Genomic DNA, 24,114 nt, shown 5'->3' with positions numbered 1-24,114 from the left:
GCACTTACGAATGTGAGTGCTTTTTTGTTTTGTGTAAAATGGCGAGTCAGAATGATGCGTAAAGGCCCGGCAGAGGGAGTGCCATTGCAACGCTCCGACGCTGTCGCTTAACCTACGCTAATGTAACAGCACTCCCCTTGCCTCGTCAGCGATAGAGTGTATATAGATAATCTTACTAGATACCGAATTGTTAGGTGAGTGCTTTTTTGTTTTGCTAACCTATGAAAAACAAAAGCTGAACTGGACTAATCCAGTTCAGCTTTACCTTTTGTTATAGCCGTCCGCTGCAGTTAAGTACGTGGCGGATTTTATGTTTTACCATATTCTTAATCGCTTCACGAGCTGGCTTTAAATATTGACGGGGATCAAAATCAGCCGGGTTATTGACAAGATGTTCACGGATTGAGGCAGTCATGGCTAAGCGTAAATCTGTATCAATGTTAATTTTGCAAACGCCCAGCTTGCTGGCCTGAAGCAGCATTTCTTCCGGAACGCCTTGCGCACCGCCAATTTGGCCGCCAAAGTCATTGCATTTCTTAACGAACTCAGGCAGTACGGTAGAAGCACCGTGCAATACAAGCGGGAAGTTGGGCAGCAATTTTGTAATCGTTTCCAGGCGTTCAAAGTCCAGCGAAGGCTCACCTTTAAACTTATAAGCTCCGTGGCTGGTGCCGATTGCAATTGCTAGCGAATCAACACCGGTACGTTTTACGAATTCTACAGCTTGTTCAGGATCGGTATAGGTTGCATCTTTGGCACTAACCTTAACAGCATCTTCCACGCCGGCTAATTTGCCTAATTCACCTTCAACAACAACACCGTGAGCATGTGCATATTCAACAACTTTTTTAGTCAGCGCAATATTCTCTTCAAATGGCAGTCTGGAGCCATCAATCATAACTGAAGAAAAGCCACCATCGATACAGGATTTGCATATTTCAAAATCCTCACCGTGATCCAGATGAAGGCAGATTGGCAATCCCGAATCTTCCAGCGCTGCTTCAATTAATTTGATTAAATAGATATGTTTAGCATATTTCCGAGCACCTGCTGAAACCTGTAAAATGAGAGGAGCTTGTTCTTCTTTGGCAGCGTCAACAATACCCTGAATGATTTCCATATTGTTAACGTTAAAGGCGCCTATGGCGTATTGGCCTTCATAGGCCTTTTTAAAAAGCTCTGTAGAGGTTACTAATGGCATGCGATTCCCTCCTGGAAAGTTTATAGTCGATCCTTATTATACCATATTAGTGAGCATTCTGCATAAACAGTATATGCTCATTCAAAAAAATGTATCATAATCCATTATCAAATGGGTCATGCATACCGAGCAGCGTTAATACCGACCGCATATCAGCCGGAAGAGGACTATGTATGGTTAGCAGCTCATTGGTGATTGGATGATTGAAAGCTAGTTTGCCGGCATGCAGGGCTTGGCGATTAATGAGCTCTGTAGCTCCTCCGTAAAGATCATCACCGAGAAGCGGATGACCAATGTGAGAAAAATGTACTCGAATTTGATGGGTTCTACCTGTCCGTAAGGAAATCTGCATTAAGCTTGCTACGGATACTCCACTAATCAGCTGATAGTCGGTAACTGCTTCTTGACCACATGGTGAAATCATTCTTTCAATGATACTGCCAGGTTTTCTCCCAATAGGAGCATTGATGGTTCCCGCGGCGGGCAGGGGCTGACCGGTTACAATCGCCTGGTAAGTACGCTGCACATGTTTAATCCCCTGCCCGGATAAGAGGTGATGGATATAAGCGTTTTTAGCGAGGAGCAGGAGGCCCGAGGTTTGGCGGTCAAGCCGATGAACCGGATGAAAATCACAGCTTTGTCCACTTTCCCGGTAATGGTGCAATACACCATTGGCAATCGTTATGCTATCCTGTCGGGCGGTAGGGTGAACCATGATGTCAGGAGGCTTGTCTATTACGAGTAAAGCGCTATCCTCATAGGCTATTGCCAGAGGCATAGGCATAGGTTCAATTTTATTCTCCAGAGGCCAGGATACAGTTATTTGATCTTGGTCGAATACTGGTTCGTTCCAGCTGATGGGAGTACCGTTACGGGTGATGACTCCATTATGTTTAATCCGCCGGCGTAGTGTCAGTGAAAGACCGGATTTTCGCAAGAACTCTTTCAATGGCAGTGTGGATAGTTTGTCAGAGACGATTAAGTCTAACATAGCGGCTCCTTTCTGATTATGCTTAGTATGGGGAAGATTGTACCATTGCTATTACAGTTTTTCCGCTAAAAATAAATTGAGGCGATCAAGATGATCGCCTCAATATTACACCATGCCTTGAATTATGGCAATAATTTCTGACGTATGTTCCCGTTCCATTGCCATTGATTCCTTAAAGTAGTCAGTCATAGGGCTGCTACGCAAAGCCCAAAGCTGAATGAAGCGTTGATGCCTTCTAATAAGGGCAAGTAGAAGGAGCAATAGTAACTCACGGTTGCCGGCAAATTTTCTTTCTGCGTACTCACTGTCTTCTTCATCACGTAGATCAGTACCTTGTTTTTTCATGGTTGCAGCAAAATCTTCATCATGCATGGATACCATATGAATGATATCCATATAACTATGCCAATGGTTTTCTGCCATGGTATCCAAGCTGTCCCGCATAGTTCCAGTAGCCAGTTCTGAGGCCTCCAGCGCTGTGCTCATTAACTCTAATTGTTCAATGGCTTCTTGGTTAAGCACTTTCATGTGATCTATATCTACAGCCAGGGGCTTACGCTCACGTCGTTTCCACACCAGACATTCCTCCCTTCTGTCGTGCTAGTATATACTATGCGGGAGGTTCACTTGGGGTGTGCGGCAGCTAGAACATACGGCCGTGAGATTTGTACGGTGCAATGAAACGCAGCATCTTAATAGGAATATGCATAGAAATAGATTTACGGCGAAAACATACGTTGACAATGATGAAGTCGCAGCCTACATAGCATAAGGTACCACAAAAGGATTCGCGGCGGCAGATACGGGCGTCAACTGAGAAGAGAACTTCGTCACCTAAGAGACACATAATACGGTCTTTCATTGTTTCTGTTGGATATGCTTTATGAGGCATATCATCGCAGCACATCATTTCTTTCTCTGGATAATCGCAACACTCCATATTATCACCATGGTACCAATGCGGGTATTTGCTTTCCATAAACAAGAAACCTCCTTTATTTATGATGGGAAAATGTAAAAATCTATGTTATCTACCTGGTATCATCATATGCAAGTTCGAAACATAATGCTACTGGTGTAAAGATTCCACTGCGATTTTTAGGGTGTTTAATTTCAATCGGACTCAATGGCAACTATGAAATGAATTTTTTTGTCCTTTCGAGATAGTATATTCATTAACTGCTCTTAAAGTGATGCGTCGGATAGCTGAGACTAATGTGCAATTTTTGCAGGCGTATTCTGTACGAACAAAGCAGGAAAATACCCTTACACCCGCGAAAACTTACCTGTTATAATCTAGTTTATTTTGCAGGTGAGGGGAAACGCAGATGGATATTTTAAAATACAGCAATGTAATTTTACTTGGATTTTTAGTATGGCTCACGCTTGCACCTCGAGTCGGTAATCCGCGATATGGTGAATTATTTTTAGCCTATATGGCAACTTTAATGTTTTGTCTTATTGGTACCTCAGAGATTTTAATGATTAAACCGGTGGCTTTCTTTTTTACCATTGGGGGGGTACTGGCTTTTGTATACGTTGTGGCTCGCAGTACAATCCGTATCTCTATTAAGAAATAAATTCAAACGGGAGGATTATCATGGCTAAAGATTGCTCTTTTGATGTTGTATCGGATGTGGATATGCAGGAAGTTGATAATGCAATTAATCAAACAGTGAAAGAAATTAACCAGCGTTTCGATTTTAGGGGAAGCAAAGCAGAAGTAAAGCAGGAAGAGGATGTAATTAAGCTTGTTGCTGATAGTGATTACAAGCTGCAGAGTATTATTGATATTCTTCATGCGAAAGCCGTAAAGAGAGGGATTTCGTTAAAATGCTTCGAATATGGTAAAATTGAAGCCGGTTCTCATGGTACTGTCCGCCAGACTGTTACGATTAAAAAGGGAATAAGCAAAGAAAAAGCGAAAGAGGTTATTGCAACGCTTAAGGACAGCAAATTGAAGGTGCAGGCTCAAATTATGGATGATCAGGTGCGGGTTTCCGGCAAAGATAAAGATGAATTGCAAAAAGCGATTATGAAATTAAAACAATGCGACTTTAATATTGATTTACAGTTTATTAACTTTCGCTCTTAAACTAAAAAACCGCAGCCACAAGGCTGCGGTTTTCTTTTGCTGTATGTTATTCTGCTTTATCGTTAGTAAGTCCAAGCACATCCAGTACTTTAAAGCTGAGGCTGAAAAGGATAGAAGCGACTGTTGCCAGTGCCATTCCTTTAAGCGTAATTGTTCCCAGCGTAAGGTAGGCACCGCTGATGCCAATGATCAGTACAACAGATGTGAGAATTAAATTACGGGCCTGGCTGTAATCAACTTTCGATTCGACTAGCATCCGAATCCCGGATGCGGCGATTACCCCGAAAAGCAGGAGGGAAACACCGCCCATAACAGGAACTGGAATGCTTTGAATCGCTGCCGCCAGCTTGCCAACGAAAGAGAGGATGATCGCAATAATTGCTGCACCGCCGATTACCCAGGTGCTATATACTTTGGTGATCGCCATGACACCAATGTTTTCTCCGTAGGTAGTATTGGGGGTGGAACCAAGAAAGCCGGAAATGATGGTGGAAAGACCATTGCCAAGCAAAGACCGGTCCAGTCCGGGATCACGGGTTAAATCACGGCCGACAATATTGCCTGTTACTACAAGGTGGCCAATATGTTCGGCAATAACTACAAGGGCAGCTGGGACGATGGTAGCGATAGCAGCAAGATTAAATTCTGGTGTATAGAAGGTTGGGACTGCAAACCAAGGAGCATTGGCTACTATGCTTAAATCAATCATTCCCATTGCGAAAGCGAGGATATAGCCTGACAGGATACCAATAAGAATCGGGATGACGGATAAGAAGCCGCGGAATAAGATGGAACCGAAGATCGTAACAAGCAAGGTGAAGATCGAAACGGTAATTACTTTCGGGTCCAGTGTTTTAGCAGTTAGACCAGCCATGTCAGCTGCTACTGGTGCCAGCTCCAGACCAATAACGGCGACAATTGCGCCCATTGCTGCCGGTGGGAAGACTACGTCAATCCACTTGGTACCGATAACTTTAATACTTAAGCCGACTAAGGTAAAGATGGCACCAACAACGATAAAACCGCCCAGTGCCGCATTATAGCCGTATTGCGGAAGTATCACGAAAACAGGAGAAAGAAAGGCAAAGCTCGAACCCAGGTAGGCAGGGATTCTACCTTTGCAGATAAATAAATAAAGAAGAGTGCCGATACCGTTCATCAATAAAATGGTGGCAGGATTTACCTTAAACAATATGGGAACAAGGACAGTAGCTCCAAACATGGCAAATAGATGTTGCAAACTCAGTGGCAGTGTTTGCAGGATAGGAAGTTTTTCTTCCACTTGAATGATTCTTTGTCTGCTCATAATAGATCCCCCTTTTCATTAGAAAAGCCTCTTACCGGAGTAAGAGGCTAGAAGGTCCAATATGGCCATAAAAATATAAAGGCCGCTTATTGTATACCTTCCTAGTCTCTCCGGACTAATTTAAAGGTCAGTTTTCTTGTTATAGACTAACACAAACCCCCTAGTCCTGTCTATATTTTTTTATTTGACAAAATATATCAATTTTTGCTAGGCATACGAAAATGTTTTGAGTACAATAAGAAGATAGGGAATTACAGGAGGATATTATGGTAAAAAAAATAAGTGGATCACGCTTGAATCGTCCCAATCAAGATAATGACAAACAAATACAAGCAGGAGTGCATTATATACGCCATGCCGTACAGGAAGAGCGGTGGAAGCATGAACATGAATATAATCTGGCGCTGGAGGAACAGCTTGCCGGGTTGAGCAGGCTTTCTTATCAGCCTGTGGACTATCAGCCACTGCTGGAACGGCAGGTTTTTGTAGAACGAAGCATCCCGAGCTTTGATCATTTGCCAGTGGAGGCTAAGCTTAAAGTAGAAGAAAGCTTTATCATGCCTTTAGCGACTAAAGGTGGTGGATTGGTAGTAGGCGTCATTGCCATGCTGCTTAGTAATAGTAATGCCCTGTTTTTAGGGGCAACATTTGTCGTTAATGTTTTTTTGGCAGTATCTATTTACTTAACGGCACAAGACCGTCAGAAAGCGATTAACAGGGCTGTGGCAGAGGCTGAAGATGAAGCCCAGAGACGGCGTACTGCGATTGTACAACAGATTGAAGCAGAGAAAGCAGAACATGATAAAAAAGAGGATGAAAGAATTGGCGGAGTTGAAAGGCTGCTGGCAGGTGAAAGATCGGCAATCCTCGCACGCTTAGATGATGTTTTATCCAAGATGGTTATGCCTTCGCCGATTGAACTTAATATCGACATATTGAATAATACTTTATTGGTGAGAATCTGGCTGCCTAATAAAATTGTTATTCCAACCCATATTTCCAGCTTATCGAGTTCCGGAAGAGTTCGTTATGAACAAAAAGAGCCGCGGCAGATTAACAAGCAGTACATAGAGGTGTGTGCCGCAATTGTCATGCAGGTGATCTCGTGTATTTATGAAAATATTCCTTCGATTGATAAAAGCTACTTCCAAGGATTCAGTAAAGGGGATACGCAGGATGACTGTTTAATTGATATGATTGTTGACCGGAATATAGTTGCTACTATTTGCCGTTCTAATTCCGGTTTGGCTGCGGTTCGGGCCGCGGATGGAAGCTTGATATGTGATACGAATCTAGTTATGGAACCTGTTAAGCCGAGTATTCCGGAAGGTTGGTCGGATGATAAAATACAATTAATTCATGGTTTAACGATCCGTATCTATAAATAGACATTATTCTTTGAAAAAAAGTCGTGATCGTTTTCTCTTTATTGGAGGAATTTTTAATTAGAAACGAAATATACTAATATAATGCTAATCATTTCCAATAATAAGGAGGACTATCATGAAATTTGCTGAGGTTATGAAAACTGATGACTGGAAAACAGAAAAACACGTACCGGTAATTGATTGTCCGGATACAGTCAAGGCAGGTGAAAAGGTTGCTGTTGAAGTAGGCGTCGGCAATGAAATTGCCCACCCGAATACAACTGAGCATCACATTCGCTGGATTAAGCTTTATTTCATGCCCGAAAACGGCAAATTTGCTTATGAGCTGGCCAATTTTGATTTTGCTGCTCATGGAGAATCAGTTGAAGGCGCGAATAAAGGTCCGGCCTATACGGAGCCTTTTGGCAAAGCTCTGATTAAACTTACTTCATCAGGAACGTTGCTGGTGACTGCTTACTGTAATATTCACGGAATTTGGGAAAATTCCAAGAAAATTGTGGTAGAAGCATAAGATTAGCTGGTTGTGCCCCGGTGATAACCGGGGCACTTTTACATCTTATGAGACTCAAATATTATTGGAATAAAGAAGAAATTACAGTTTGCAACTAAATACATACATTTATGTCTATTGCAAGAAGGATTTTGTCTCTCCCTCGAAGAATTTAAATACTGCAGGGAGTAGAATCTATTGATGAGGGAGATGCGATGTGTCTTTAGTTGTAAAAAAGTTTGGCGGAAGTTCAGTAGCAACCCCGGAGAAAATAAAAGCAGTAGCAGCAAGAGTGTTGCAGGAGAAAAGACCGGAAGACAGCGTAGTAGTTGTTGTATCCGCAATGGGTGATACAACGGATGAATTAATTAGTTTGGCAAAAGCAATTACCGGAAAACACTATGGCCGGGAAATGGACATGCTCTTGTCTACCGGCGAACAGGTGTCTATCGCTTTGCTGGCAATGGCCTTTTCAGAACTAGGACAGCCGGCAGTTTCGTTTACCGGATTTCAGGCTGGTATCCGTACCAGTGCCGCATATGGCAAGGGCCGGATTAATAATATAGAGCCGCAGCGTGTATTAACTGAATTGGAAGAGGGCAAAATTGTCGTGGTAGCCGGATTTCAGGGAATAAATGCCTGTGGTGATATTGTGACGTTAGGTCGAGGAGGATCAGACACCACGGCAGTAGCGCTTGCTGGTGCCATCAAAGCAGATGTTTGCGAAATTTTTACAGACGTGGAAGGAATATACTCGGCTGATCCGCGAATAGTTGTTAATGCGAAAAAAATGCAAGAAGTTACGTATAATGAGATGCTGGAAATGGCCCGATTAGGTGCACTTGTTATGCAGCCCCGGTCAGTTGAAATGGGCAAGCATTATCATGTACCTATTCACGTTCGTTCTACATTTACAGAAAAAACAGGGACAATCATCAGGGAGGAATATACAATGGAAGAACGGGAATTTATTATACGCGGGGTAACTCATGACACTAATGTAGTAAAAATTGCTGTATTAGGTGTTCCTGATCGTCCGGGAATTGCTTATAAGATCTTTTCAGCGCTGGCTGAGGCCAATATTGATGTAGATATGATTGTTCAGAGTATCCGTAATGCAGATAAAAATATGAATGATATTGTTTTTACCGTTACCAAACCGGACTTAGCACAAGCGAAAGAAATTCTGGAGACAATTGCCCGTGAACTCAATCTTTTGGATGTTGTTATAAAAGATTCTGTAGCCAAAGTTTCGGTTGTTGGCGCAGGCATGCTGGGCAGCCCAGGGATTGCCGCTACCATGTTTGGCGCATTAGGTGATGCCGGGATCAATATCGAAGTAATCAGTACGTCTGAAATTAGTATTTCCTGCTTAATTGATGCGTCTCAGGTTAGGGAGGCGGTTAATGCCATCCATCAGCGTTTTTTCCCTGAATGAATAAATTACGTAGACTATATGGCAGATTAATTACCATACATGGGTATGGCAGTTAATCTGCTTTTTTGTTATGCGGTAAGGCGAGAAGCCAATTATTGACAAGCTTTTGGCGTAGAAAATTCACAGGAATTTTGCTGTAATCATAGAATTATGTTAACAGGTTAATTTTATCACACACCAGATTGCCACACCTACTTGACGAGCAGAGTAGTGCTTTTGGGGAGGAACAAGAAATGACGCGAAAGGTTACCGTTACCGTATTTACTGTTATCACATTAGTTGCAGTACCGGTTTTGGCTTCTCCTCAAACTATAATGAGTGCTGGTGCAGAGGGAGTATACGACGAAAAGTCTGCTAATCCGGATGTTGTATTTGGACGTCAACCGTTGATTGTCGGCGAGGGGATGTTCTTTGATATGAATGGGATGAAAAGTATTTATATGGGAGCAAACAAAAGTCGCTTTCATGCAATCGGTTTTGTTAGTCAGCCGAAGCAAGAAAGCAGTAAATTGGATTCCATTTCACTTGATATTGGTACTACCGTTCTAGGTGTAAATGTTGGTGTTGGCTATGTAAAGGTGAATGATATTGAGGACAGCAAATACTGGTCTTTCAACGCAGGCACGAAGATAGCTGAACATATTACGCTGAGCGGGTCGTATATGAAAAATGATAAGTCTACAGCTGATGGCTATCTTGTACAAGCCACTTTTGGCAATATAGCGCAAAAAGGTGATATCAACTATGCTGTTTCCTATCGGGATGTTGAAGAACAGGCCGTCAATACGAATTGGACGACGACTGAGGCCTATGCCAATTCAAAAGGATTTCGGGCCATTGCTAATTACAGGGTAACCGAGAATGGAACGTTAAGTTTGTACCGGGATTTTACTACCCGTCATGATGATGAGACGATTAAGCCTAATCAAATCCGGGCCGAATTTAATGTGATTTTTTAATCACCAAAATTTACATAGAATTGAATTTCGTTAGAATGGCATTCTATTAGTGGAACCAGAAATAAATAAAATTCACGGAGGTGTTCTTCATGTCAAGGAGCAGAAAACCTGTGAATCCTGCAGCTCAACAGGCTCTTGAACAACTGAAACTCGAAACCGCAGCTGAAATTGGTTTGTCTGATTACAAGAATCAGTACAAAGGTGCTTTAACTTCGGCTGACAACGGACGCGTAGGCGGACACATGGTTCGTAAGATGATTGAAGCCCAGGAACAGAAATTTTCTGGCGGAGCCACTCAGAATACCAGCGGAACTTTAACGGCTAAATACGACGCTAACAAAAAAGCTTAATTCTTATTGCTGCAAAAGCAGGCCAACAGGCCTGCTTTTGTCGTTTGTACCGCAAGTGTACTTTTTAATAATTTAAAGCGGGTGACAGGATTTACTTAACTTGTCCAGAATAAGTAACAATATTTGGTATAAGGAGGCTTTGCTGATGCCGAAGAAATGGTTGACAGAACCAGAAGCAATTGAATATTTGACGCAGCGTAATGAAGGACACCTGGCTACTTGTGATGAAACAGGTCAACCCTATATTACCCCGCTTAACTATTTGCTTTTTAAAGGCAAAATTTATATTCATTGTGCAAACAAAGGCAAAAAGCTTGATAATATTGCATGTAATCAAAAAGTATGTTTTGAAGTCAGTCAGACTGACAAACTGGTACTAGGTGCCTCGGCCTGCAAGTGCAGTACCAGATATACATCGGTTATTGTTTTTGGCACAGCTGAAGTTATTGTGGATGTTGAGGAAAAAGCCGCGTTATTAAATGCGCTTACTGCTCAGCTGGCGGAAGGACGGCAGTATGAGCCGGTCAGCCCGCAAGCGGCGCAGAGTTGTACGGTAGTAGCGATAACAATAAATGGGATAACAGGAAAGCGTAATGTTGATCCTGAGTAACATTTATAGCATCTTATAACCTGGAGACACTAGTGGTGATTTGACGAAAGGAGTGGTGGATTTGGAGACGGTTTTGATTAAAAATCTCGGTGATCATGTCGGACAGCAGGTTACTATTCAGGGCTGGCTGTATAACCGAAGATCTTCAGGAAAAATCCAGTTTTTAATTGTACGTGATGGCAGTGGTTTAGTTCAGGGAGTTATGGTGAAAAAAGAAGTTGCTCCTGAACTATATGAAGCGGCGCAAACACTTACTCAGGAAAGTGCATTAAAATTAACAGGACTTGTCAGGGCAGAGGAACGTGCCTTAGGCGGTTTTGAAATGCAGGTAACGGGAGTGGAAGTCATAGCAATTGCTGAAGAATACCCTATTACGCACAAAGAGCATGGGGTCGATTTCTTGGCGGAGCGCCGGCATTTGTGGATTCGGACGCCCCGGCAAGTGGCTATACTGCGGATTCGCTCAGAAATTGAGCATGCGTTACGGGAATTTTTCTATCAGCATGACTTCGTGCTGGCTGACGCGCCCATTATAACGCCTGCCGCCTGTGAGGGGACGACAAATCTGTTTGAATTGGACTATCATGGGGACAAAGGCTATTTATCGCAGAGCGGCCAGCTTTATAATGAGGCAACAGCATTGGCTTTAGGCCGGATTTATTGTTTTGGACCGACCTTCCGGGCGGAAAAATCCAAGACCCGCCGTCACTTGCTGGAGTTCTGGATGATTGAAGCCGAGATGGCTTATTTTGATGTAGATGATAATATGAAACTGCAAGAAGAAATGGTGTGCTTTGTTATTCAGCGTGTTTTACATAAATGTGCTAACGAGCTGCGTACGCTTGGACGTGACGTTGCTAAGCTGGAGGCAGTGAAACTACCATTTCCACGCATCAGTTATACTGAGGCAGTTGAGATACTGAAGCAGGCAGGGGAAGAATTTGTGTGGGGCGATGACTTTGGTGCACCACATGAAACCATCATATCCAATCATTTTAATGCACCTGTTTTTGTTCATCGATACCCGACCGCAATTAAAGCTTTTTACATGAAACCGGATCCTCAGGACCCTACTGTTGTTCTTGGTGCTGACTTGCTGGCTCCGGAAGGATACGGTGAAATTATTGGCGGCGGACAGAGAATTGATGATCTCAATTTGCTCAAACAGCGTATTGCCGAGCATAAATTGCCTGAAGATGCTTTTGAATGGTATCTTGATTTACGTCGCTATGGCTCTGTTCCACACTCGGGCTTCGGACTTGGACTGGAGCGAACAGTTGCCTGGCTTTGCGGGTTGGACCATATTCGGGAGACAATTCCGTTCCCGCGTATGCTGCATAAAATGTACCCGTAAAAGTTCGTTTCCCGGAAATAGATAGAGATTAGGGGAGGAAGAAAAAATGATCACAAGTATAGCGGCTTCACATGCGAAAGGAAAATTCGCAACAGATAAGATTTTTGGAGCCAGTGCAGCTGCCAATCGGGCAGTACAGGAAGTTGGCAATGCTAAAGTTACCAATGCAACCATTGGTGCTTTGCTGGATGATAATGAAAAATTGGTTTGCCTGCCTACTATTGAAAAAGTTTGGCGTGAGCTTCCGATGAACGAAGTAATTAATTATGCACCAATTGCCGGATTACCAGAATTTTTGAATGCAGCCATTGAGTTGTCTTTTGCGGATAATCGTCCTGAGGCCTATGCAAAAGCGGTTGCCACATCCGGTGGTTCTGGTGTTATTCATCACACGGTATGGAATTACACGGAAATCGGCGATACGGTTTTGACTTCTGACTGGTACTGGGGCCCTTATAAGGTATTGTGTGAAGATGCATTGCGTAAATTGGAAACCTATACGCTGTTTGATGAAAAGCAGAACTTTAATATTCAGGCGTTTGAAAGCAAGGTTAAATCATTGTTAGAAAAACAGGATAGCCTGGTGGTCTTGCTTAATACCCCAGCTCATAATCCGACGGGGTATAGCTTAACTGACGGTGAATGGGATAAGGTCATCGAATTATGTAAGGATTGCGCTTCGAATCCCCGCAAGCGCATTATCCTGTTAATTGACATTGCTTATCTGGACTATGCCGGTGAAAAAAATACCAGCCGTGCTTTTATGAAAAAATTGGACCGATTGCCTGCTAATGTATTGACGATTTTAGCTTTCAGTATGTCTAAAGGGTATACGATGTATGGACAGCGCACCGGTGCAATGATCGGGGTGTCGACAAGCGAACAGGTTATTAAAGAGTTTGAAGACATCAATCAATATACCAGCCGTGCTACCTGGTCAAACATTAACCGCGGCTGCATGCGGCTGCTTGCCACTATTTATCAGGATAAAACTTTGCAGAGACAAATGGAGCAGGAGCGAGAAGGCTATTATCAATTAATCCGTAAGCGGGCCGGTATTTTTACGGAAGAAGCTGCAGCAGCCAAATTGCACATGCTGCCTTATTCGGCAGGATTTTTTATCACGGTACCGGCTGAAAATCCCGACGCCGCATGCGATAAACTGCATGACGATTATCTGTATGCTGTTCCATTAGGAAAAGGAATCCGGATTGCCGTTTGTGCCGTTCCGCAAAATAAGATGCTGGGGATGGCGGGCAAAATTGCAGCAGCACTTGCTGCGACTGGCAAATAATACTATTGTTTTTGCATCAGCCTATTTTCTGTTTTTGGAGATACTATCTTCAAAGGGAGGCGATGCAACAGTGGGATTTAAAAAGAAAAATTGCTTTGACAATACAACATGGGAATTTCCGCGCACCGGCTTCTGGTTAGTGCATATAGTAGGGTCTTTTTGTATTTTTATGTTAGGAGCACGATTTGCTGCTCGCCGTATTCCACTAGTGCCGATAATGGCTTTACGGTTGCTTCGAATGATCCGCGAGCGGTAGCAACAGCTTTAAGGGGAAAGAGCGACATAAGCGCTCTTTCTTTTTTTACGGGATAAATAAGGCCACTCCTTCGTATATATTTATACCGCCTTTGATGAACTGCCAAGACTAGACATGGAGGTTAAAGAATGAAGGAACAGATATCTATCCAGCTAAAGACAGGAGAAATTCATCACTTTACTAAAGGCAGTACCTTGCTGGAAATCAGCACAGCAATTGGCAAACATACCCCGACACCTGTGCTGGCTGCAAAAGTCAACAACGATGTGCGTGACTTGCAAAGTTCGCTTGAATCTGATGCTGCGGTTGAATTTTTGGACCTTACAACAGAAGAAGGAATAAAGGTATATCAACGGAGTCTGACTTTTGTCATGATTGTGGCGGCGGCGGAGTTATTTCCTGATGGCGAGATTACGGTTGAGCATTCGCTTAGCAAGGGGCTTTACTGCGAACTGCATCGCCAGGAGGAGGTTACAGGCGCTGATATCGCTGCACTTGAACAGCGTATGCGGGAAATCATAAGTGAGGACCGGCCAATTACGCGTACCAAGCTGCCGTTAGCAGAGGCAATAAAACTTTTTGAATCAGTTGGACAGATGGAGAAAGTGAAATTATTGTGCCAGCTTGAGCGAGAGCAGGTGAGCCTCTATTACTGCGGGCCAATCTTTGAGTATTTTTATGGAACAATGGCGCCCAGTACCGGATATTTACAGCATTTTGAAGTGCGCTTTTACCCGCCAGGCCTGCTGCTGCGCTTTCCTGAGAAAGAAAAGCCGAATGAACTGCCCCCCTTTGTTGAATTGCCTAAACTGGCTAAAGTATTTTTAGAGGCTGAACAGTGGGGGAAAATTATGAAATGCGGCTATGTTGGCGATTTAAATGAGTGTATTGAAGAAGGTAATCTTACCACCGTTATTCGGGTGGCTGAAGCCCTTCATGAGAAAAAGATCGCGCAAATAGCTGACTTTATCTCAGAACACCGCAAGGAGGTCCGGGTGATTTTAGTAGCCGGGCCCTCCTCATCAGGGAAAACAACTTTTGCGCAGCGCTTAACAATTCAGTTAAGAGTAAATGGCGTGCGCCCAGTGCCCATTTCCTTGGATGATTACTTTGTTGACCGTGACTATACACCGCGGGATGAAAAGGGCAATTATGACTTCGAAGCAATTGAAGCAATTGACCTGGAGCTGTTTAATGAGCATTTGACCCGTCTGCTGCAAGGCGAAGAGGTAAAAATACCTTCTTATAATTTTATGACAGGTCAGCGTGAGTATCGAGGGCATATCATCAAGGTTGATAAAGAGCAGCCGTTGATTATTGAAGGAATTCATGGCTTGAATGAGCGGTTGACTGCATCGGTCGCCAAAGAGCACAAGGTGAAGATTTATGTGAGTGCCTTAACACAGTTGTCTATTGATAATCATAACCGTATTCCAACTACGGATGCACGGCTCTTAAGGCGCATTGTTAGGGACAGTCAGTTCCGTTCTCAGGATGCTTTGAAAACACTGCGCATGTGGCCTTCTGTGCGAAGAGGCGAGGAACGGAATATCTTTCCTTTCCAGGAAGAAGCGGATATTATGTTCAACTCAGCACTCATTTATGAGTTGGCAATATTAAAAAAATATGCAATTCCTCTACTGGAAAAGGTTGGTCCTCAGGAAGCTGTATACTCGGAAGCACAACGAATGCTAAACTTTCTTGCCTACTTTAAGTCTGCTGTAGACGATCAGATTCCTCCCAACTCTATTTTGCGGGAATTTGTTGGTGACTCTTGTTTTTATTAAGGAAAAAAGTCATCAGGCTGCTTAGCACCTGATGACTTTTCTATTTGTTATTTTCGATTTTTTTCAAAGAACTCCAAGGCAACTTCCGGGAACACTGCGTAGGATAGCACATCTTCGGTACTGGCATTGGGAAAGCCCTTTTCAGCCAGCTCCTGACGGAACTTGTCCATTTGCGGGGCAATATCGTCGGCAGGACGATGGGTAATGATCGGGTCATCGCCAATAATGGTTTTTAGCAGCTCAGGATCGATAGGGGCAGGAGTACGGCCATATTTACCGCGCGCCAAATCCTTTATTTCTCTGGGAACAACTTTATAACGGCCAAGCATTACGTTGAAGGCAGCCATAGAACCGATAATCTGGCTGGTGGGAGTAACAAGGGAGGGATATCCCAAATCAGCCCGCACGCGAGGCATTTCCTCCAGCAGCTCAGGATATTTATCTGCCATACCCTGCTCTTTGAGCTGATTGAGCAGATTGGATAACATGCCGCCGGGAATTTGGAAAGTGAGAACTTTTGTGTCAATGTCCATAGCGGTATTCAGTTTGAACGTTTCAGCAAGCTGTTTTTTTACGCTGCGGAAATGATCGGCTATCGGGTAAAGTGCTTCTTTCTTCAAGCCTGTATCGCGCTCATGACCTTCCAGTGCGGCAATAAGTGCTTCTGTGGCCGGCTGAGAAGTTCCCATGGCAAAGGGAGATAAAGCGCAATCAACGATATCGACACCGGCTTCTATCGCTTTTAAGTAGGTCATAGAGGCCATACCGCTGGTGTAATGGGTATGCAGATGAATAGGAACAGTAATCTCAGATTTAAGCTTTTTCACTAAATCGTAAGCATCGTAGGGGGCCAGTAAGCCCGCCATATCCTTAATACACACCGAGTCGGCACCAAGCGAAACCAGATCACGGGCTACCTGCAGGAAGGTTTCGTTGGTATGATAAGGGCTGATGGTATAAACAAAAGCTCCTTCTACATGAGCGCCGGCTTGTTTAGCCGCTCTCATGGATACTTCCAGGTTACGCACATCATTGAGTGCATCAAAGATACGAATAACACGAACTCCATTGTCAACGGACCGGTTGACAAATTCTCTGACAACATCATCGGCGTAATGATTATAGCCTAATACGTTTTGACCGCGAAGCAGCATTTGAATTGGGGTTTTCGGTAAATGTCTGCGCAAGGTTCGCAGGCGCTCCCAGGGATCTTCATTTAAAAAACGCAGGCAGCTGTCAAAAGTGGCGCCACCCCAGGCTTCTAATGCCCAAAAACCGATATCATCCAATTGTTCGAGAATTGGCAGCATGTCTGACATGCGCATACGAGTGGCTGCTAAGGATTGATGGCCGTCTCTCAGCACGGTTTCCACAATTTTAACGGGATGCTGATTTGTCATCAGTAGTAGTCCCTCCTAAAGTAGTATACAGTATACTTCCATAATAACAAATTTTACTAGAATTAGCACTGGAAATCTATTTTAATTTACGCGCCAATAAAGCAGCCATTGCACTTTCACCGGTTAGTTCCGGCAGTTCCTCGCCTTGGCTTTGTCCTAAGCGGACTAAGATCGAGTAGACTTGTGGATTTTCAACAGGAGTATGAGCATGCGAAGCATCGCCGTAGTGATTGACATGAGTGGTACCTTCTTCCGGGGAAATGATGCGCCCAGGACCACCGACGCAGCCGCCTTTACAGGCCATACCCTCAATAAAGTTGTGCTCAAGCTGCCCCTGACGAATGCTCTCCATTGCTTTCTGGCAGTCCGGAATACCGTCGACGCGCAGGGCAGAAAAGCTTTGCGCCCGTCGGGGAACCAGTTTTTCCAGGGTAGTGCCCACGGCAGCGCTGACACCACCGGTTCTTCCATAGAGCCGTCCCCCCCAGGAAGCCTGACCATTTTCTTCATCCGGCTGGTCGGCAGGATTGATGCCGGCTGCTTCAAAAATTGTGGCCAATTCCTGAAAGGTTAGTACAAAATCGACAGCCCCCTTTAAATCAGGCAGCAGCGCTTCTGTTTTTTTGGCGATACAGGGACCAATGAATACAACTTTGGCATCCGGCTCTAATGCCTTAATAACTCGTCCGGAAGCGACCATGGGGGAAACAGAAGGGGAGATATGGTCCAGCAAATCGGGAAATTTTGTTTCAATCAACTTAATCCAAATCGGGCAACAGCAACTGGTGATTAAAAAATCGGAGCTGTCTTTCACATGGTGATTGAACTCAAAAGCTTCCTTAATAGTAATCAGATCAGCATACAGTGCCGTTTCCACCATTTCTATAAAACCGAGTTTAAGCAAAGCTGTCCGTAGTTTTCCCGGTGTAACAGCAGGGCCAAATTGTCCGGCAAAAGCTGGTGCGATAGAAACATAGACTGGATGCGTTTTTTGTTTTAATAATTCAATGAGCGGGACAAACTGTGATTTTTGCGCAAGTGCGCCAAAAGAACAAGCATCTAGACAGTAGCCGTCACCGAGACATTTCGTGTGGTCAATTTTAAGAACACCAAAATCATCGTGGCTGATAGCATGGACCGGGCAAATGTTTTCGCAATGACGTTCAGCCGGATTACAGGAGCGGCAGCCTGACGGATCAGCTACTACGATTGGTTCGCTGCCCATCCCCATGAGTGCAAGTTCGTCCTGGTCCTGCAGTACATAATCAAAAGTATGGGGATTAAGCCCCATTGCAATCCGGATTTGGTTAGCTATGTGCAGACGGGTCGTTTCATCTTCGTATTCCGCATGTACCATCCGGCAGATTTCTTCCCGATTTTCAAAGAGCTTGCCTTCCCAGGCAGCCTTGGCAACCTGATATAAAATTCGGGGCCTAATATTCAGGGAAGCTGGTTGAGTAGACACCGTATATCACCTCATCATTTGTCGATTAGTTCCTATATTTACTATTTTTCTGACTTTTCCTGCCGTGTGATTTTTCTGTTGCGATTTCTGTTTCTTTTTGTTATTGTTAGTGAGGATTCGAGGTTAACATATATTTGGAGGGGTTAAGTAGTGCATCAACAAGGACGTAATGATGAAAACAATTTGCGTCGTGACTTAGGACTTATTCCTGCAACTGCCCTTGTTGTCGGTATGGTAATTGGTTCTGGTATCTTTATGAAGCCAGGCAAAGTAATACTGGCTGCCGGTGATTCAACGCTAGCTTTGACTGCTTGGCTTATTGGAGGTCTCATTACACTAGCCGCTGGCTTAACAATTGCCGAGCTAGGAGTTCAGATTCCCAAAACAGGCGGCTTGTATGCCTGTCTTGATGAAGTCTACGGTAAATTTTGGGGATATCTTTTTGGCTGGGTACAGACGGTTATTTATGGACCGGCTCTTGTTGGAGCTTTGGGATTGTATTTTTCATCCTTATTGATTCCTTTTTTCAATGGCGCTGAAGAGTTAAAGCTGCCGCTTGCAATCGGAACAATTCTGTTTCTTTCAACCGTTAATTCACTGGGAACCCGTTATGGGGGAATGATTCAGTCGGGAGCTACGGTGGCCAAGTTGGTACCAATCGTATTAATTGTGGTATTCGGCTTATGGAAGGGAAATACGCAAATCCTGGCAATGCCCAGCGGTGCCAGTGAGTCTGCCGGTATGGGGGCGGCAGTTCTTGCTACTCTTTGGGCTTATGACGGCTGGATAGGCGTAGGTTTTGTCGCAGGAGAAATGAAAAACCCGGCGAAAATGCTGCCAAGGGCAATTATAATTGGGTTAGGAACTGTTATTGTAGCTTACTTTGCAATCAACCTGGCTCTTCTGCATGTACTGCCTGCTGCGGAAATTGTAACGCAAGGGAAGTTAGCTGCCGGTTCAGCAGCTGCCTGGTTGTTTGGTGATATTGGCGGTAAATTAATTAACATCGGTATCTTAGTTTCCATCTTTGGCGCTTTGAATGGCTATATTCTTACCTGCCCGCGGGTCTCTTATGCGATGGCTTTGCGCAGGCAATTGCCAGCATCATCGCTGCTTAGCCGGACAAGCCGCTTTGGCACTCCGCTTAACGCTCTTGTTATGCAATTTTTATTAGCAGTTTTGTTTGTTACACTGGGGGATCCGGACCGCTTAACCGATCTGGCAATGTTTATTATTTGGGGATTTTACATTCTTGGTTTTGCTGCAATCTTTATTTTGCGCAAAAAAACACCGCCGGAAAAACGGCCTTATAGTGTACCGGCATATCCTTTAGTGCCAGTTGTGGCGATTGTGGGGTCTATTTATATCGTTGTCAGTACGATGATAAGCAATCCGGCGGATACGGTGCTCGCGCTAGGGCTTACTGCTGCCGGAATTCCCTTCTACTGGATGTTAAACCGTGGTAGTAACCAAACCGGAAGATAATAGCACAAAGAAAGAACACTCAGCATGTCCGGGGAGTTTGAGGGGCGCTGGGTGTTCTTTTTTGTTTTATTCTATTCTATATAGGCTTCTTTAAAATAAAGTGTACCGATCACAGAACGAAGGTAGCCTTTGACCCTTGGATTAACGATTGCTGGTTTGGTATAGAAATAAAGGGGAAGCAGCACTGCATCATCAAACAGGAGTTTTTCAGCATCGTGCAGCGCTTGTTGACGGACAGCCAAGTCAGGAGTGGATTTTGCCAGAGCAACCAGTTTATCATAAGCAGGGTTTTTATACTGGGCATCATTATTGCCGCTGTCGGACATAAAGATATCGATAAACGTCATGGGATCGGCATAATCGCCAATCCAGCCATTACGAGCGAGTTGATAGAAGCCTCTGTGGCGGTTTTCGATAAATACTTTCCACTCTTGATTTGCCAAATGAACAGGTACGCCTAAGTTTTTCTTCCACATTTCCTGAAGTGCTTCAGCAATAGCTTTATGCATTTCATTTGTATTATAGATCAGTGTTACCGGCGGCAGTCCTTGGCCACCGGGATAACCCGCTTCGGCGAGTAACCGTTTTGCTTCTTCAACATGATTGTCTTGCAAATAATTTCCGCCGTTTTGACGAAAATCGGTACCTCCCAGCTCGGGCAGGCCAATGGGAACCCAGCTTAAGGCCGGCTTTTGCTCGCCTTTTGTTATGTTTTGGATAATTGCCTCCCGGTTAACTGCCAGGCTGAAAGCTTTGCGGACTTTCGCATTGTCAAAGGGCGGAGCGGTGACATTGAAAGAATAGAAGTAAGTTCCGAGGTAGGGGGCGATTACCAGCTTATTTTCTTTTTTTAACCGGCTGAACTCGGGGGCAGGCGGGTTATCTCCCATATCGAGCTGCCCATTGTCAAACATGGCCAATTCTGTTGTACTGCTGTCTGTTAAAAAGAATTCGAGTTTATTTAATTTAACTTTATCCGCATCCCAATAGTGGGAGTTTTTTTTGAATTCGATTTTACTGTTATGCACCCAATTCGTTATGGTAAAGGGGCCATTGCTGATTATTGTTTTGGCGTCAACAGCCCACTGGGGATTTGTCTCAACTGTTTTTTTATGTACCGGATAATAGGTGTGAAAAGCGAGCAGCGTCGGAAAATAGGGTGTAGGGTTTTCCAGTGTTACTACCAGGGTGAGGTCATCAAGCGCCTTGAGTCCCAGGTCTGATGCTGTAGTTTGCCCTTTATTAAAGGCCTCGCCATTTTTGAGGTAATACAGCTGGTAAGCATACTCGCTGGCCAGCTCAGAACTCAACGTCGTTGTCCAGGCATAGATAAAATCATGAGCGGTCACCGGATCGCCGTTTGACCATTTGGCATTGGCACGGATGTGAAACGTATACGTTAAACCGTCGGCAGACAGATCCCAGCTTTGGGCAACGGCGGGAATGGCAGTTTCTTTCGCGTCTAAGACGGTTAACCCTTCGAAAAGCTGTGCCTGAATTGTACTGTCCGGGGTGCCGGTAGATTTGCGGGGATCAAGCGTTCGTGGTTCTGCACCGGCTCCATAACGCAGAACTTTTTCCGTCTGGTTATTCGTGGAGGAAGTTCCGCAGCCGGCTAACAAGGATGCAGAAAAGAGCAGCAGGAAAATGTAGGCACAGTATCTTTTCCAAGGCATCAAAGCATCATTCCTTTCTCATGTATATCCTTATTTGCCCGTAAGGTTTTACTTGTATCTATTGTACCATTTTTAGTATTGGTTTTGAGAAAAATCGCTGTATACCAAAAAATCTTTCGCTGTTCAGCGAAAGATTTTTTGGTGTCAATGGAATCGTCCACCTGACAGTAAGGCTTTATTGAAATACAGTTGCACTGATTACGCGGTTGCGGCCGGCTTGTTTTGCCTGATATAGAGCCTTATCGGCAATTGAAATTAATTTCTCCATATCCGGCGGCTCCTGAACCAGAGCGGGATCATAGGTAGCAACTCCCAGACTTGCGGTAATCCGGGCGGTATAGGTGGTCATGTTATCGGGGAATTGGGTTATTTCGACGGTATGGCGCAGCTTTTCAGCGATGCCTATTGCCTCGGAATTGCTGCACTCAGGCAGGATAATACTGAATTCTTCGCCGCCATAACGAGCCGGTAAATCGATGCTGCGCACACCGTGCCGGAGGATTTCACCGATTTGTGCCAACAGTTTATCGCCGATTAAGTGTCCATAAGTGTCGTTATAGCATTTAAACTTATCCAGGTCAAACATAATGAGGCTGAGCGGACGTTGCAGCGAAGAAGCTCTGCGCAGCTCGGTGCGCAGGAACATATCAAAATTCCGCCTATTGGCCAAACCGGTCAAACCATCGGATAATGCCATTGCTTTGATTTGAATATACAGCTGGGCTTTCTCCAGCCCCAGCGCAATTTGCTGGGCCATAAGGGCCGGAAATCCGGGGCGTTCCAGGTGTTCCGGGGCAACATAACGCTGCCAGCCGGCAATAATACAGCCCAGTAGGCGCTGGTCAACAGAGAGGGGCAAAACCATTAATTGCTTAATGATGCCATCCTGACAGTGGTCATTTAAAAATGGAAATACGTCTGCGGAAGCGGCAGCCGGTTTTTGAGTATCCAAAATTGCGGCAATTTCCGCATAAGTGCTTAACTCGATACAATCTTGGCCGCAATTTAAGCCGGGGGAAGTTTTAACGGTAAATAAACCACGCTGGCCGTTGGTTAAGAAGCCAATGCCCACATCGGCGTTAAGCGCCTGTATTACATGGTTTGTACAGGTTTCCATAATCGTATCGGTGTCAATTGTTGAGGCAGCCGAATGAGCAATCTGATAAAGAAATTTCTCTTCATCCAGACGTATTTTTGTTTCTTCATATTGCATAGCACTGGTAATTGCCGCACCGGCATGATGTCCCAAGGCTTTTAACAGCAATGCATCAGCATCGCCAAAGGCATTCTTTTCACTTGAATATGCTTCAATAACGCCGATGATCTCTTGATCATTTACCAGGGGGGCGCAAATAATGGAACGTATATTGGAAAAAATTAATTGAGGACGAAATAATTCAGGATGGACAGATAAATCTTTGATATACAGCGCGGCTTTTTGTTCTAAAACCTGGCCGGCAAGACTGGAGGCAAGCGGAATAAAAGCAGGCGGTGTATTAATGCCATAGCTTGCCGCTACCTGCAAATTGGTACGGTCTTTATGCAAGAGCGCAATCGAACTTTGGCGGGCACCCATTAAATCTGCCACCATATCAGCTATAGAATCTAATGTATCTTTTAGATTGAGCTGGGAAGAGATCATGGCACCAATTTTCGCTAACGTATCTTCAATTAAGTTGCGCTGCTGCTCGGAGTCCTGATAGAGTTTCGCGTTATTAGCGGCTAATGCCTCAAGCTCATCCTTATACTGGAGCATTTCTTCGTAAGGCTTGCGGATAACCATGAACTGACAAACGAACAAGATCGAGAAATTAGCAATTATTTTTGATAGATGGCCCGACATATTCAACGTTTCTGCCAGGTTAGTTGTATAGGCAAAGCTGAAATCGGCCAATATGCCAAAGATAAGCGCTATTTGCAGTAAGTGATCAACGGCTTGACCGGAAGCATGGCGGCGGATAAGAAACAAAGCAAGCAAATCAGCAAGTGTTGCTAAATAACGGGTATAATACACAATAGGATGATGGCTGCTCAGCCAAACATTGTAATTCAGGGTAATGTTGGCAATTAAACCGGCTATCAGAAAAAATGTAGAATATAATAAGGTTTTAGCCGGTAATGTTGCGGGGCCGTTAATGGGCAGGCAAACCGCATACAGTAATCCAAATGACCACAGTAAGCTTGCAAAAAGCGATGCGAGTCCCCAAATAGCAGTGACGTCCGACTGTCCTATTAGCGGAATTCCCGGGTAAGCCAGCAAATGAGCCAGATTCAGGATGCTGGTGCTGGCCATTACCAGACTGATCATTGTAATTCGCGGTCCTGCTTCCTGATTGCTGCCATACCATACAATAAAAAAAATAATTAGGCCTGGCAGTGTGCTTGTTAACTCTAAGGCATTGCGCAGTACATTCATGACCGGCTGAGGGAACCAGAGCGAGCCCAGGCCACTAAAGACCCACAATGCAAGCGTAAGAACAAATGATGTGCCCAATGCATGCTTGATATTCAACGCGGCCACCATCCTTGTAAAGTTTCTATGTAGTATTATATGCAGTGCAGGTGATGG

General features: G+C 44.3%; 21 protein-coding genes. 12 read left to right on the top strand and 9 right to left on the bottom strand.

What is annotated here, in order from left to right; translation table 11 throughout:
- Nucleotides 1-271 precede the first annotated feature (271 nt).
- The 4 genes from fba to EV210_RS19505 all read right to left on the bottom strand — a co-directional run bounded on the left by fba (nt 272) and on the right by EV210_RS19505 (nt 3,171).
- Nucleotides 272-1,201 (bottom strand): class II fructose-1,6-bisphosphate aldolase, encoded by a 930-nt coding sequence (gene fba, locus EV210_RS19520; protein ID WP_132083034.1) that lies wholly within the window; start codon nt 1,199-1,201, stop codon nt 272-274.
- 94 nt (nt 1,202-1,295) lie between these two features.
- Complete coding sequence (locus tag EV210_RS19515; RefSeq protein ID WP_132083033.1) at nt 1,296-2,192, bottom strand: RluA family pseudouridine synthase; 897 nt, start codon at nt 2,190-2,192, stop codon at nt 1,296-1,298.
- 105 nt (nt 2,193-2,297) lie between these two features.
- Nucleotides 2,298-2,768 carry a hypothetical protein gene (locus EV210_RS19510; RefSeq protein ID WP_132083032.1) on the bottom strand — a complete coding sequence of 157 codons (471 nt, stop codon included), beginning with the start codon at nt 2,766-2,768 and terminating at the stop codon, nt 2,298-2,300.
- A gap of 67 nt (nt 2,769-2,835) precedes the next feature.
- On the bottom strand, nt 2,836-3,171 hold the full coding sequence (locus tag EV210_RS19505) for a hypothetical protein (protein ID WP_132083031.1): 336 nt from the start codon (nt 3,169-3,171) through the stop codon (nt 2,836-2,838).
- Nucleotides 3,172-3,520: 349 nt separating this feature from the next.
- Between EV210_RS19505 and EV210_RS19500 the strand changes: the two genes are divergently transcribed.
- Together EV210_RS19500 and EV210_RS19495 are read left to right on the top strand one after the other, a co-directional pair.
- Entirely contained in the window at nt 3,521-3,772 is a 252-nt protein-coding gene (locus EV210_RS19500) for a hypothetical protein (protein ID WP_132083030.1), read from the top strand.
- 20 nt (nt 3,773-3,792) lie between these two features.
- The gene (locus EV210_RS19495) at nt 3,793-4,287 is read left to right on the top strand and encodes a YajQ family cyclic di-GMP-binding protein (RefSeq protein ID WP_132083029.1); all 495 of its coding nucleotides are present in this window, start codon (nt 3,793-3,795) and stop codon (nt 4,285-4,287) included.
- 46 nt (nt 4,288-4,333) lie between these two features.
- Here EV210_RS19495 and uraA read toward each other — a convergent pair whose 3' ends face one another.
- Entirely contained in the window at nt 4,334-5,593 is a 1,260-nt protein-coding gene (uraA, locus tag EV210_RS19490) for a uracil permease (RefSeq protein WP_132083028.1), read from the bottom strand.
- A 266-nt stretch (nt 5,594-5,859) separates the two neighbouring features.
- On the opposite strand from uraA, the gene EV210_RS19485 reads away from it, so the two are divergent.
- The 9 genes from EV210_RS19485 (at nt 5,860) to EV210_RS19440 (ending at nt 15,519) form a co-directional block, all read left to right on the top strand.
- On the top strand, nt 5,860-6,981 hold the full coding sequence (locus EV210_RS19485; RefSeq protein WP_132083027.1) for a hypothetical protein: 1,122 nt from the start codon (nt 5,860-5,862) through the stop codon (nt 6,979-6,981).
- A 115-nt stretch (nt 6,982-7,096) separates the two neighbouring features.
- Nucleotides 7,097-7,492: a class II SORL domain-containing protein gene (locus tag EV210_RS19480; RefSeq protein WP_132083026.1), complete on the top strand. Its 396-nt coding sequence runs from the start codon at nt 7,097-7,099 to the stop codon at nt 7,490-7,492.
- A gap of 196 nt (nt 7,493-7,688) precedes the next feature.
- Entirely contained in the window at nt 7,689-8,909 is a 1,221-nt protein-coding gene (locus EV210_RS19475; RefSeq protein WP_132083025.1) for an aspartate kinase, read from the top strand.
- A gap of 233 nt (nt 8,910-9,142) precedes the next feature.
- A complete protein-coding gene (locus EV210_RS19470; RefSeq protein ID WP_132083024.1) occupies nt 9,143-9,868 on the top strand; it encodes a hypothetical protein in 726 nt (241 codons plus the stop codon).
- Between the two features lie 89 nt (nt 9,869-9,957).
- Nucleotides 9,958-10,218, top strand: coding sequence for an alpha/beta-type small acid-soluble spore protein (locus tag EV210_RS19465; RefSeq protein WP_132083023.1), 261 nt, complete (start codon nt 9,958-9,960; stop codon nt 10,216-10,218).
- Between the two features lie 145 nt (nt 10,219-10,363).
- The gene (locus tag EV210_RS19460; protein ID WP_132083022.1) at nt 10,364-10,828 is read left to right on the top strand and encodes a pyridoxamine 5'-phosphate oxidase family protein; all 465 of its coding nucleotides are present in this window, start codon (nt 10,364-10,366) and stop codon (nt 10,826-10,828) included.
- A gap of 61 nt (nt 10,829-10,889) precedes the next feature.
- On the top strand, nt 10,890-12,182 hold the full coding sequence (gene asnS / locus EV210_RS19455; RefSeq protein WP_132083021.1) for an asparagine--tRNA ligase: 1,293 nt from the start codon (nt 10,890-10,892) through the stop codon (nt 12,180-12,182).
- 46 nt (nt 12,183-12,228) lie between these two features.
- Complete coding sequence (locus EV210_RS19450; RefSeq protein WP_132083020.1) at nt 12,229-13,476, top strand: pyridoxal phosphate-dependent aminotransferase; 1,248 nt, start codon at nt 12,229-12,231, stop codon at nt 13,474-13,476.
- 384 nt (nt 13,477-13,860) lie between these two features.
- Nucleotides 13,861-15,519 (top strand): nucleoside kinase, encoded by a 1,659-nt coding sequence (locus tag EV210_RS19440; RefSeq protein WP_132083019.1) that lies wholly within the window; start codon nt 13,861-13,863, stop codon nt 15,517-15,519.
- Between the two features lie 47 nt (nt 15,520-15,566).
- Here the strand turns inward: EV210_RS19440 and EV210_RS19435 are convergent, their stop codons facing one another.
- On the bottom strand, nt 15,567-16,919 hold the full coding sequence (locus EV210_RS19435) for a pyruvate carboxylase subunit B (protein ID WP_132083018.1): 1,353 nt from the start codon (nt 16,917-16,919) through the stop codon (nt 15,567-15,569).
- A 76-nt stretch (nt 16,920-16,995) separates the two neighbouring features.
- Nucleotides 16,996-18,384, bottom strand: a complete 1,389-nt coding sequence (locus tag EV210_RS19430; protein ID WP_132083017.1) for a [Fe-Fe] hydrogenase large subunit C-terminal domain-containing protein — start codon at nt 18,382-18,384, stop codon at nt 16,996-16,998.
- 150 nt (nt 18,385-18,534) lie between these two features.
- Between EV210_RS19430 and EV210_RS19425 the strand changes: the two genes are divergently transcribed.
- Nucleotides 18,535-19,869: an APC family permease gene (locus tag EV210_RS19425; RefSeq protein WP_243650644.1), complete on the top strand. Its 1,335-nt coding sequence runs from the start codon at nt 18,535-18,537 to the stop codon at nt 19,867-19,869.
- Between the two features lie 71 nt (nt 19,870-19,940).
- Here EV210_RS19425 and EV210_RS19420 read toward each other — a convergent pair whose 3' ends face one another.
- Nucleotides 19,941-21,545 (bottom strand): peptide ABC transporter substrate-binding protein, encoded by a 1,605-nt coding sequence (locus EV210_RS19420; protein ID WP_132083016.1) that lies wholly within the window; start codon nt 21,543-21,545, stop codon nt 19,941-19,943.
- A 175-nt stretch (nt 21,546-21,720) separates the two neighbouring features.
- Nucleotides 21,721-24,057, bottom strand: coding sequence for a diguanylate cyclase (locus tag EV210_RS19415; protein ID WP_243650643.1), 2,337 nt, complete (start codon nt 24,055-24,057; stop codon nt 21,721-21,723).
- Between the last annotated feature and the right edge of the window lie 57 nt (nt 24,058-24,114).

Source organism: Anaerospora hongkongensis (genome assembly GCF_004339805.1).
Taxonomy (GTDB): Bacteria; Bacillota; Negativicutes; order Sporomusales; family DSM-15969; genus Anaerospora; species Anaerospora hongkongensis.
Note: the sequence above shows the minus strand (reverse complement) of the source record. Positions and strands in the feature narration are given on the sequence as shown.